Annotated in this window: 12 protein-coding genes and 1 other RNA gene; 6 read left to right on the top strand and 7 right to left on the bottom strand. The window is 43.3% G+C overall.

The window, feature by feature from the left end; genetic code table 11:
• Positions 1 to 6: 6 nt before the first annotated feature.
• The 6 genes from ALT761_RS15385 (at position 7) to ALT761_RS15360 (ending at position 4,987) form a co-directional block, all read left to right on the top strand.
• A complete protein-coding gene (locus ALT761_RS15385; RefSeq protein WP_129739850.1) occupies positions 7 to 801 on the top strand; it encodes a TIGR03915 family putative DNA repair protein in 795 nt (264 codons plus the stop codon).
• Positions 802 to 948: 147 nt separating this feature from the next.
• A complete protein-coding gene (locus ALT761_RS15380) occupies positions 949 to 1,659 on the top strand; it encodes an SIMPL domain-containing protein (RefSeq protein WP_129739849.1) in 711 nt (236 codons plus the stop codon).
• Between the two features lie 167 nt (positions 1,660 to 1,826).
• On the top strand, positions 1,827 to 2,129 hold the full coding sequence (locus ALT761_RS15375; protein ID WP_129739848.1) for a DUF1289 domain-containing protein: 303 nt from the start codon (positions 1,827 to 1,829) through the stop codon (positions 2,127 to 2,129).
• A 58-nt stretch (positions 2,130 to 2,187) separates the two neighbouring features.
• Entirely contained in the window at positions 2,188 to 3,012 is an 825-nt protein-coding gene (locus tag ALT761_RS15370) for an HDOD domain-containing protein (protein WP_129739847.1), read from the top strand.
• A 241-nt stretch (positions 3,013 to 3,253) separates the two neighbouring features.
• Complete coding sequence (locus ALT761_RS15365) at positions 3,254 to 4,057, top strand: DUF481 domain-containing protein (RefSeq protein ID WP_129739846.1); 804 nt, start codon at positions 3,254 to 3,256, stop codon at positions 4,055 to 4,057.
• Positions 4,058 to 4,243: 186 nt separating this feature from the next.
• Entirely contained in the window at positions 4,244 to 4,987 is a 744-nt protein-coding gene (locus ALT761_RS15360; RefSeq protein ID WP_129739845.1) for a DUF481 domain-containing protein, read from the top strand.
• A gap of 102 nt (positions 4,988 to 5,089) precedes the next feature.
• Here ALT761_RS15360 and serA read toward each other — a convergent pair whose 3' ends face one another.
• The 7 genes from serA to ssrS all read right to left on the bottom strand — a co-directional run bounded on the left by serA (position 5,090) and on the right by ssrS (position 11,823).
• Positions 5,090 to 6,319, bottom strand: a complete 1,230-nt coding sequence (gene serA, locus ALT761_RS15355) for a phosphoglycerate dehydrogenase (RefSeq protein WP_129739844.1) — start codon at positions 6,317 to 6,319, stop codon at positions 5,090 to 5,092.
• A 342-nt stretch (positions 6,320 to 6,661) separates the two neighbouring features.
• Positions 6,662 to 7,318: a ribose-5-phosphate isomerase RpiA gene (gene rpiA / locus ALT761_RS15350; protein WP_013782974.1), complete on the bottom strand. Its 657-nt coding sequence runs from the start codon at positions 7,316 to 7,318 to the stop codon at positions 6,662 to 6,664.
• A gap of 81 nt (positions 7,319 to 7,399) precedes the next feature.
• On the bottom strand, positions 7,400 to 8,035 hold the full coding sequence (locus tag ALT761_RS15345) for a 5-formyltetrahydrofolate cyclo-ligase (protein WP_129739843.1): 636 nt from the start codon (positions 8,033 to 8,035) through the stop codon (positions 7,400 to 7,402).
• 30 nt (positions 8,036 to 8,065) lie between these two features.
• Positions 8,066 to 9,685: a GAF domain-containing hybrid sensor histidine kinase/response regulator gene (locus ALT761_RS15340; protein WP_129739842.1), complete on the bottom strand. Its 1,620-nt coding sequence runs from the start codon at positions 9,683 to 9,685 to the stop codon at positions 8,066 to 8,068.
• Between the two features lie 75 nt (positions 9,686 to 9,760).
• Positions 9,761 to 10,702: a nucleoside hydrolase gene (locus ALT761_RS15335; RefSeq protein WP_129739841.1), complete on the bottom strand. Its 942-nt coding sequence runs from the start codon at positions 10,700 to 10,702 to the stop codon at positions 9,761 to 9,763.
• 21 nt (positions 10,703 to 10,723) lie between these two features.
• A complete protein-coding gene (locus tag ALT761_RS15330) occupies positions 10,724 to 11,620 on the bottom strand; it encodes a ribokinase (RefSeq protein ID WP_013782978.1) in 897 nt (298 codons plus the stop codon).
• A 21-nt stretch (positions 11,621 to 11,641) separates the two neighbouring features.
• Positions 11,642 to 11,823: non-coding RNA, 6S RNA (gene ssrS / locus ALT761_RS15325), on the bottom strand.
• Between the last annotated feature and the right edge of the window lie 139 nt (positions 11,824 to 11,962).

Genomic DNA, 11,962 nt, shown 5'->3' with positions numbered 1-11,962 from the left:
AGTAAGATGAAAACAATCACAATCACTTCGGTGCCTGGGTACGATGAGTGGCGCATAGCAGCAAGAGAATGTTTGGCGCAAGCTATCCCCCCTGAAAATATTATCTGGCAAACTTCAGAGTCTATACAAGACGACCTGTTTGGCGGCGGGGAACCAGCCGTAGTAACCAGCAGGCCAAATACGAAACACACTATTCCCAAGTCAGTCTTAATGATTCTTAAGTATGCGCTGTGTCATCAAGATGCGAGCCGATTCGCATTGTGTTATCGGGTGTTATGGCGGGTTATTTTCGAAAACAAAAACCTTATTCAGTTAAAAACTGATGAAGATATCATGCAACTTACTACGTTAGCCAAAGCGGTAAAGCGCGATGCATATAAAATAAGTGCTTTTTTGAGATTTCGAGAAGTTACGCTTGACGGACAAGAGCACTTTATCGCTTGGTATGAACCGGAACATTTTAGCTTAGAGATTAAACTCGACTTCTTCCAAACTCGCTTTAAGAATATGCGGTGGTCTATATTAACGCCTTATCGGGCTGCTCATTGGGATACTGAAAAGCTAGTTTTAGAAGATAATCCCGATCCGAGTGTGTTTCCTAATGAAGACCGTATCGAAAAATATTGGCTCACTTACTACGCTAATATATTTAATCCCGCCCGTATCAAAAAGAATGCGATGTTAAGCTCGATGCCCAAAAAATACTGGAAGAACATGCCTGAAACAGCATTAATTGATGACATGATTCGAAATTCGGATGCAAGAGCTCGCAAAATGATAATAGAGGGGAATAAACGCTAATTTCTACCATTTCTCCCACCTCTTTTCGGCCACAATTGGTCATTATGTATCGTTAAGTCTCAATCTTTTCAGCCATTTCAGTACCTAATACCGCCCCTTATAGAACTTACGCTAGTACTACCAACAATAAAAATGGAAACCAGAGCAATGAAAACAGGTGCAGCAGTGGTAGTGGCAATAGGAATGGTGAGTGCGCTTGGCATATTAGGGCTACAGGTATCATCAGCATTAAACGACATGCAAACGTGGGACAGGGTAGTTACCGTTAAAGGTTTATCAGAACGAGAATACTTAGCTGATCGCGTGATTTGGCCTATTCAATTTGTTGATGCGGGCAATGATTTACCCGCGCTATACAATCACATTGAAGCTAACAGCATGAAAGTGTCTGAATTCTTACAGAGTAACGGCATTGCCGAAGACGGAATTACCATTGGTAAGCCAGATATTACCGACAAGCTAGCCCAGCAGTATGGAGGAACAGAAAAAGCGCCATTTCGTTACACCGCAGTGCAAACCATTACGGTGTTTTCAAACGAGGTTGAAAAGGTACGCTTGGTCATGAGCCAGATAGGTAGCTTATTAAAGTCTGGTGTTGTGCTAACCAATCAACACTATCAAGCACAGCCCGATTATGTATTTACGCGCTTAAATGAAGTGAAGCCAGCAATGATTGAGGAAGCCACAGTTAACGCCAGAGAAGTGGCTGAAAAATTCGCGCAAGACTCAAAAAGTACCTTAGGGAAAATAAAACGGGCTAATCAGGGACGGTTTTCTATCTCTAGTAGAGACCATCATCACCCCCATATTAAGCAGGTACGGGTAGTTTCGACTATTGACTATACACTGGTAGATTAATACTCATGTATTATTACAGAGTTGCTATTTTGGTGAGTTTGCCCAAAATATACTGGAGTAATGTAAAAGCTATCTTAGTTTACGTGGCCAGTAACAATATATTAGTGGCATTAAAAAGGTGTTTTTAATTTAACGCAACGCGTTTTAGCAAACGCATACAGGTAAACATGACAGACCAAAAGCCACCAGCACAGCAACTGGAGTTCTTTGAAATTCCAAGCCCCTGTATTGGTGTTTGTGAGTCTGGACCGCGAGGGTATTGCAAAGGATGCTACCGCAGCCGAGAAGAGCGATTGTATTGGCTCAAGATTGACGACGGAACTCGCCGAAAAGTCATAGTGGCATGTCAGCGCCGTAAAAAATCGGCCTTAAGCAGAGCCCGTCGTCAAAATGAAGCAACAAAAGAAGTCCGAGAGCCTAGTCAAATTTCTATGTTTGATACGCCTCCCGAGAAAATTGATAAAGCATAAGTGGTGTAGTTTTTATTTTTATACACCCTCATGCAATAGCTAAAAGTGGAACCTTTGCATGTCCTTAAATAAATATGTGTCGTTTGCTACAAAGTCATTTACCTTGCCAGATATATGTATACGTATCCGCTCGGTATTAGATAACCCGCGTTCAAGTGCAAGCGACCTTGGCGATTTAATTAGTTTGGATGCGTCATTAACCGCCAAGGTGCTGCGATTGGCAAACAGTTCATTATTCCGGTTTCCATCACAGGTAGAGTCTGTTTCAAAAGCCATCAACATTATTGGTGGTGAAGCTTTGTATAATTTGGTGATTGCGGAAACTGCCAACACTGCGTTTAAATACTTTGATACCCAGCTTATTAATCTTGATAAATATTGGTTCGATTCGGTGTATTGTGGAATGGTGGCGAAGCAATTGGCCAAGGCCAGTAATATACGTGGTAGCGAGCGTTTCTTCGTGATGGGTATATTGCAAAACCTCAGTGAATTGGTGATAGCTAAACGCTCGCCCGAGCTTTACAAAAATTACATTGAGCAAGATAGTGATATGTTGCTAGGGGCAAGACAAATTCACCATTTTGGTTTTACCTTTTCTAACTGTAGCGGTACCATATTAGAAAATTGGAAGCTTCCTCTTGTGCTCTATTATCCGGTTATGCACGCTAATGATGTGTCGAGGCAGGCTTCAGATAGCGATATTGCGCTACTGGCATTAGCGTCAAGGGTCACTTCCATGCAGCAAAATAAAAAAACTGATGCTGACATTGAACTTTTTTTAGAAGACATAGCCAATAATAGTGGTGTAAACCTAGATGACGTGGCAAATGCCATAGAGTTCGCCGATAGAGAAACAGCAAAGATTTCCATGCTTATACATTGATTTATCGGCAGTGAGGTAAAACAATGGAAGGCAGCTTTGGGCTTTGTATGACGCAAAGCAGCTTGACGGTTGTTAAATATGAATTTAGAAACCGTTCAGCAAGCGCTCGATTGTACAACTAAGCGGTAAAAAGCTAAGCGGTAAAAACACATAGCTTACGTAATACCCACGGATGGGCATAATAGGGTGTTAAATGGCTATGGCATAACAACACCGAACCTATAAAAAATTACTAGAAATTATGCTTAATCTAACCAAATTATTTTGTGCAGTATGCTGTCTACTCAGTATAAGCACTGCCGTCTTCGCGGCAGATCGCGATTTAATTCAAACGCTTTATCACGCCGATTTTACGCCAGACACCGACGACGAAGTGCCTAGATTTTCGCTGAACGGTGAGTTAGGTATACTTTCAAATACTGGGAATACGTCTGCAGCGAGCATTAAAGCGGGTATTAACGCCGATCATGAAACTGAAAATTGGAGCAGTCTGTACTTTGCAGAAATGCTTTATCAAGAAAGTAACACCGATGGCTCTGGTCGCGAATTATCGGCCAAACGCTTCTATGGCAGTGCTCAGTTCGATTACAAATTAAACCAGCCTGGTCGACGCTTGTTCATGTACGGCGATTATGAAGATGATTCTTTTAGCGGGTATGAGCATCGTGCTTCATTGGCCGCGGGTTGGTCGCAGCGTCTCTGGCGAGACGAAGTCAGTGAGTTTCGTTACAGTGTTGGGCCGGGTTACGCTTTTGTCGAGCTTGAAGAACCGTTAGATGAAGATATCAATAACGGTGTAATTGTAAGGGCATCTGCTGAATACAAATATCACTGGGCTTCTGGTGCTAACCTTCGACAATTTGTTAGCACTGAAGCGGGTGATGAAAATACTAAATCTCGTTCTGAGACGTCTTTGTCAGCCAATGTGTTTGGCTCTTTAGCCATGAAGCTGTCGTTTATTTTAAATCATGAAACTGATACTACCGAAGATGTAGATGGGTTAAGTACCGAGACATCAGTGGCCTTGGTTTATCAATTCTTCTAACAATCAGGCTTAAAGCTTATCAATAAGTGTAAATTTTACGTTTTATTGCTCGCTTTTTGTACTGCCCTCATTGACTCGTAAATTTAGGTAGGTACTATTGGCGCAGATTTTTCAGGCTATGCTGGCTAGCGCTTACGTTGGGTATTCACAGCATGGCAAAAGGATAAAACACTACTAGGATTGCTAATGAAAAAACAGCTTATCGCATCACTTTTGGCCTTGTCTTTCTCTTCTGTTACTTTTGCTCAAGATGACGTTAAACCTTTCACTATGGAAGGTGAGCTAGGTATTATCGCTACAACAGGTAACACTGAAACATCGTCAATTAGTGCCGGTATTACTGCTCACCAAGAGTTAGAGCAGTGGAGCAACGACTACATTCTTGAAGGTCTATACAAGAAAGAAACGGTAGATAACGACGATGGTACCGAAGAAGAATACACATCTGCGCAAAAATTTTACGGCTCTGCACAGGGTAACTACAAGTTAGACAACCCTGATTATCGTTTGTTTGGTTTCGCATCGTATGAAGATGACCGTTTAAGTAACTTCGACTATCAATCAACACTTGCTGTGGGTTGGAACCAAAAAGTACTTGAAAATAATCGTCACACTTTAGAGTACTCAATCGGTCCTGGTTACTCGTTTGCTGAAACGCAAGAAGGCGAAGAGCAGAACAGTATGATTGTTCGTGCTTCAAGTGCTTACTCTTGGAAAATTTCAGACACAGCTAGATTCACTCAAACAGTGAGTACGGAAGTGGGTTCTGACAACACGAAATCTCGTGCTGAATCGGCACTTACGGCTACTATTAGCGGTAACCTTTCTATGAAGGTGTCATTCAAGCTAGACCACAACTCTAACGTATCTGATGACGTTGAAAAGCTTGATACTGAAACTGCAGTAACGCTAGTTTACAACTTCTTCTAAAATCGTATTGACGATAGTAGAAACAAAAAACGCTGCCAATTGGCAGCGTTTTTTTATGTCTTTAAAGCGCATGACGGCATCTGACAACCGTCATGCATAGCATTAGTGAAGAATACGGGTCTTAATCGTACCGTCAATCTGCTGGAGTTGTGCAAGCGCGTCATAGGCTCGGTCTTGCTGAACATCTACCACTACATAACCAATTTCTGCGTTAGTTTGAAGGTACTGGGCTTCAATGTTGATGCCTTTCTCTGCAAACGCTTGGTTAATTTGAGTAAGAATACCCGGCTGGTTTTTATGCACGTGAAGTAAACGAGAGCGGCTAATGTGCTCTGGCAATGATACTTCAGGGAAGTTAACTGCAGATAAGGTAGAACCATTATCACTGTACTTCGCCAATTTACCGGCTACTTCTATACCAATGTTTTCTTGCGCTTCTTGAGTACTACCACCTACATGCGGCGTAAGGATAACATTATCAAACTTACGTAAAGGCGATTGGAATTCTTCGTTATTCGACTTAGGCTCAACAGGGAATACATCAATAGCTGCGCCATTTAACTGCCCGCTTTCAAGCGCATCGGCTAGAGCGTCAATATCTACAACCGTTCCGCGAGACGCATTTATAAAAATGCTGCCTCTCTTCATTTGCGCAAACTGCTCAGCTGCAAACATGTTTTGCGTTTGCTGAGTTTCAGGCACATGAAGCGATACCACGTCAGAGGTGTTCAACAGCTTCTCTAACGACTTAACTTGCGTTGAGTTACCTAATACCAGTTTATCTTCAATATCGAAGAACTGTACGCGCATGCCTAAGTGTTCGGCAAGAATACTAAGCTGGGTACCAATGTGGCCGTAACCAATAATACCTAATGTTTTACCACGGGCTTCAAACGAACCATTGGCCGTTTTTTCCCACTCACCGCGGTGAGCTTTGGCGCTTTTGCTAGGCACTTGGCGTAGTAAAAGAATAAGCTGACCAAGTACAAGCTCTGCCACTGAACGGGTATTTGAAAACGGTGCGTTAAATACCGGAATACCACGGCGTTGCGTTGCTTCTAAATTAACTTGGTTAGTACCAATACAGAAACAACCAATAGCTACCAATTTCTGAGCAGCATCTACTACCTTCTCAGTAATTTGAGTACGTGAACGAAGGCCAATAAAGTGCGCATCTTTCACTTTCTCAACAAGCTCTTCTTCAGGAAGGGACGTTTTGAGATACTCAATATTGGTGTATCCATTATTCTTAAAGGTTTCTAGTGCACTTTGATGCACACCCTCTAACAACAATATCCGGATCTTATCCTTCTCTAGTGAAACTTTGCTCATGGATTTGCTATCTCTCGCTGTAGTAAAACTTAATAAGTACGCTGTTTGGGCGGCAGCTGGGAGGGAGAAGGCCTACACAAACACGCGGTAAACCCATCCATGGGCGCTCCGCCACCGCATCCATGCGGTGGAGGGTTTGTTCCGACCTTACTCCCTCCCATCTGCCCCGCGTTATACATTCTTCGACGTGAGCAGCTTCATCGTATCCGCAATTTACATCAACGTGTAACGATGAAGGTACATCCGACTAGTACTAGCCTCAAACTCTCGAAAGGCCATCTAGACGTCTAAACGGAAATCTAACAGAAATCAGTTTAACTTGAAAGCTATTATTTAAAGCTATTATTTAAAGGTATCCACACCGGTTTCGGTGGCCGATAGTACGATGTCTGCGCCACGTAGGGCGAATATGCCATTGGTGACTACACCAGGAATGTTATTAATCGACTGTTCAAGCTCTCTTGGGTTTAAGATTTCAAGGTTATGTACGTCTAAAATAACGTTGCCGTTATCGGTTACTACGCCTTGACGGTATTCAGGATCGCCGCCCAATTTTACCAACTCGCGAGCCACAAAAGATCGCGCCATAGGAATAACTTCAACAGGAAGAGGGAATTTGCCAAGCACGGGAACGCGCTTGCTATCATCTACAATACACACGAATGTGGTTGATGCACCGGCCACAATTTTTTCGCGGGTAAGGGCTGCACCGCCGCCTTTAATCATGTGTTTGTGTTCGGTAACTTCATCAGCACCGTCGATATACACTGAAATATTGCTAACATCGTTTAGTGCGAATACTTCAATGCCTAGGGCTTCTAGTAACTTGGTAGAGGCATCAGAGCTTGATACTGCCCCTTCAATGTTATTTTTAATTTTGCCGAGTTCTTCAATGAAAAAATTAACCGTGGAGCCAGTACCTACACCAACAATACTGCCATTTTCAACATATTCGATGGCTGCTTTAGCGACTGCTTGCTTCTTTGCATTTTGATCCATAGTGACTCTCCTAACTAAATTTTCATCAGTTTACCGGAAAACCGCTAGCTAACCCACCGTGATAGGGGAATTTACGGTGCGTTATGTACGATTAAAGCTCAACTGCTGTGTGGGGGTGATAATAGCGTTTACAGGAATGTCCCATTGCTGAACGGGAAGTTGGTCTACTTGCTGGCAATTGTGGGCAATACCAATGAGTTTTGGCTTTATCATTTGTGCTTGAATGCTAGCTAACGTGCGGTCGTAATAGCCACCGCCCATGCCCAAACGATTTCCACTCGCATCGAACCCTACTAATGGCATAAGTATCACCTGATGATGAAAAGTCGGAATAACATCTGGGCAGGCTAACATTGGCTCTTCAATGTTGTATTTGTTCACGCGCATTGGCGTTTTCTCTGAATATCGAAGAAAAAGCAGGTGACCTTTGCAAACCGGATGCAACACAGGCAAAGAAGTATGAAGGGCAGATGCGTTGTTCAGCTTCCAGCAAGCATGCATAAAAGGGCGTAAATCCACTTCACCGTCGTTAGGCAGGTAACAAGCAATAGATGATGCGTTGGTAATATCGGGCAATGACATGAGGTTGTCGCGTACTGCGATAGCAGCGCGCTGCTGCTGTGATTCAGGTAATTCGTTGCGCAATGCTCTTAATGCCTTTCGCAGTGTTGCTCGTGATGTTTTTTTGGGCATAATGTGTGACGTATTCCGTTCCATACAGCAGGCTTCCAGTGGCTCCACTTTGTCTTACTTTCCTAAATAGTGATTAAGTACCCTAATAAGCTCTGCGTTTTCAACGGGCTTGGTAAGTAGGTCGTCTAAGCCATTTTTTAATAACAAATCTCGTTGCGTGATAACATCTGCGGTTAAGGCGATTACGGGCAGTGTTGCGCGTATTTGCTTAATTTGTCGAGTGGCTTCTGTTCCGTCAATACCCGGCAAGTTGATGTCCATCAACACTAAATCTACCGGATTAGATTTTACATACTCTACGCCTTCTTCACCGCTACCTACAACTGATATTGGCAAACCAAGTTTATCAAATATGGTTTTTATCACTATCTGATTAATATAATGATCTTCCACTACTAATACGTAAGAGTCAGTAGGAATATTTAGCTTTTGGGGCTGTAAAAGCGCGGGGTCGTGCTCGATAGTATTGGCACTAACTTCTTCAGCAGGAATGGTTACGCTTACACGAGTACCCTCGTTTAGCTTACTGCTAAGTTTTATAGATCCCCCCATCAACTCAACCAGCTTCTTGGTAATATTTAGGCCTAAGCCTGTACCATCAAATTGATGCGCGTTCTCCATTCGCTCGAATGGTGCGAAAAGTTTCTTTTGTTCCTCTTCACTAATGCCAATGCCTTCATCTTTAATCGCCAGCAACAAATTCCCTTGCTTGTACTTCACTTGAATGGAAACGTGCTTGTTGGCATGGGTATATTTAATGGCGTTCGACAATAGGTTTAGGGCTACTTGGCCAAATTTAGTGTCGTCAAAATTGAGAGAGTGGGGAACATTGTCATCAATAGCTGAATTAAAAATAACATTCCCGTCTTCAGCGCGAATTCGGGTTAACGAGAATAAATGAGTGAAAAAGTCGGCAGTGCCTACAGGGCGGGGCATAACGCGCATTTTACCCGCTTCGATTTGCTTCATATCCAACACAGAGTTCACTATTTCAAGCAAGCGCTCACCGCTTTTGCTTATATGCCCAAGCGAGTCTGTAAAGTTAGTGGGCAGTGAAAGCTGCTTGGCTTCGCCTTCAAGCAAGTTGCTGAACGTGTTTATCGCATTTAGGGGCGTTCTAATTTCATGGCTAATGTATGAAAGAAAGTCAGATTTAAACTGGCTGGTTCGCTCAAGTTCTCTGTTCTTACGTTTCAATTCCAAATGCGCAACCACTGATTCACTTAATGTCTTAAGTGCATTGCGTTGAAGACTAGTTAGGGTTTTGGGTTTATCGTCTATTGCGCATAACGTGCCAATGGCATGCCCTGATGGCGTTAATAGCGGTGCGCCGGCGTAGAATCGAATATTGGGCTCGCCCGTCACTAACGGATTATCATGAAAGCGCGGATCTTCTTTTGCGTTAGATACTTCGAACACTTCACGCTGTAAAATAGCATGTGAGCAAAAAGCGATATTACGAGAGGTTTCGGTGGCTTCAATCCCTACACGAGATTTGAACCATTGTCTGTCGGGGTCAACTAGGCTAATTAATGCAATGGGCGCGTCACAAATTTGTGAAGCAAGTTGAGTTAAGTCGTCGAAGAGTTGTTCGGCGTCCGTATCAAGTACATCGTAGCTTAATAGCTCTCTAAGACGCTGTTCTTCGTTTGCTGGAACCTTGGCAGGGATCATTCTTTCACATTACCTCAACTCAACTAAAATGTGAAAGCAGGAGGCCGACTACCATAGAACAGCCCCCTTTCACATCTATAAAGCGTAGGTGTCTATGAACAATTGTTCCAATTTAGCGTGATCTACTTTTGTAGCCACTTTAATGGTGTTCGCATTGTTCCACAGTGGGCTAGGGGTTGTACCCTTCGGGGCCACTGCTGTTTGACCACGATCTAGCTCGCCAGTACCAACACGCACATGGCCTTCGGTAAGTTCGAATAACTCAGGATGGCGTAAATGTGCAAGCGGGAATGCATCGTGGAAGAAACAAACACGATCTTCACGATTGGCTGAATAGAAATCCATATAGAACTGGGCAGTGTCTTTTACAAAACCACCAAGCTTCGCATTCTTTTCTTCTAATGTTTCAACAAAAGAAGGAGAAAACGGCGTGTCGTTAGTCACGTCTAAGCCGAACATGGTTAAGTCCCACTCTGCACCAAATACAATTTCGGCAGCGTAGGCATCGTTCCAAATATTAGCTTCGGCAAGTGGCGTTACGTTACCACGTACAAAGGCTGCGCCGCCCATGATGGTAACGCCTTTCACTAGCTTAGGCAGTTCTGGCTCTAAACGTAGTGCTAGCGCTAAGTTACCTAATGGGCCAATAGCCACAAGCGTCACTTCGCCAGGGTATTTACGGGCCATATCCACAATAAACTGAGCAGAACTACGAGGATCTAGTTCGGTTTTAGGCGCTTCTGGTTTAATGTGACCAAAACCATAATCACCATGTACAAAATGCGCGTACGTTGATTCAGGACCTACCCAAGGCATACCAACACCTTTGGTTACTGGAATGTCTTTACCTGCAATTTCGCAAAGGGTAAGGGCATTTTGTGCCGCCATGGTGACAGGTACGTTGCCGTAAACTGTGGTTAAACCAAGTACTTCAATATCTGGAGACTGAAACGCAAAAAATATTGCCATCGCATCATCGATGCCAGGATCCGTATCTAAAATTATCTTATGTGCCATTAATAATACTCTAGTGCGTTTTTATTTAGTGTGCTTTGCCAAAAAACGGTCAACTTCTTTCTGCGTAGGAATACTCTGCGCAGCGCCCTCACGGGTAACCGCAATAGCAGAAGCTGCACAACCTCTAATCAATGCACGTTTCGCATCAGTGTGAGTACTGTAAGCAGATAAAAAGTAACCTATAAAAGTATCGCCAGCGGCGGTGGTATCTACTGCATCAACAGAAAACGCTTCCACTTCTATGGTATCGTTTCCTCTTAACATCATTACACCCGCTTTTCCTAGTGTAATGATAACTTCGCAATGAGACCACTGCTCTTTAAATACCGTAAGAATATCGTCTAATTCTTCTTTATCCGTTAATGCTGCTGCTTCCGTCTCGTTTACAATCAGTAAATCGATACAATCTAAAGGAAGGGCTTTAACCGACTCACTCATAGGTGCAGGGTTAAAGGCAACTTTAAGCTGACTTTCTTTTGCCAAGCGAAGTACGTCAGCAATACTGCTGGTTTCGTTTTGGGTAAGTACCCAATCGGAAGACGACGTATCTAACAACGCTTTGTTTACGGTATCGGCAGTAATGGTTTGGTTTGCGCCACCAAATAACACAATAGCATTTTCGCCACTGGGCGTTACTTGAATAATGGCATGACCTGAAGGGGTTTCAGAGCATTTAACACCACGACAATCTACGCCTTTTTTAATTAGCGTTTGTTTGAACGTTGCGTCATTTTCATGAATGCTGCCTACGTGACGAACATCTGCACCGGCTTGCGCTAGGGCAATTGACTGGTTCGCACCTTTACCACCAAGTAATTGTTGGTAGTGAGTAGACGCAAGAGTTTCACCAGGTTGAACGAAGTGATCTACCTGATAAACATGATCGATATTAATAGAGCCAAAATTTATTATTGCCATTTCTTCTTCCGTCGAAAGAGGGCGTCTCCCGAAATGCCGCTGTTCATCGTTCGCCCGTGAACCGAAAGTTCAGGGCGGAAGCATCACTATGGCCGTAGGCTTCTCGATACGAGCCGAGCTTGCACAATAGCCATGGTTTCAACTTCCTAATTTAATAGCATCGGCCAGGGACAAGAGTGAACTGGCGAACATTCCAGGAAACATTGTTATTGTATAACGCAACAGGGTATATCAAACGCGGTGTGGGGTGAAGTAGATCACCAAAGCGCCAATGAATTATTTGCGTAGCTAATTTAACCATTACTGATGAGATTCGATAAATCCAATCTTGACCAGTTGGTC

Source organism: Alteromonas sp. 76-1 (assembly GCF_900654235.1).
Classification (GTDB): Bacteria; Pseudomonadota; Gammaproteobacteria; order Enterobacterales; family Alteromonadaceae; genus Alteromonas; species Alteromonas naphthalenivorans.
The sequence above is the reverse complement of the archived record's forward strand: the minus strand, read 5'-3'. Positions and strand labels throughout refer to the sequence as shown.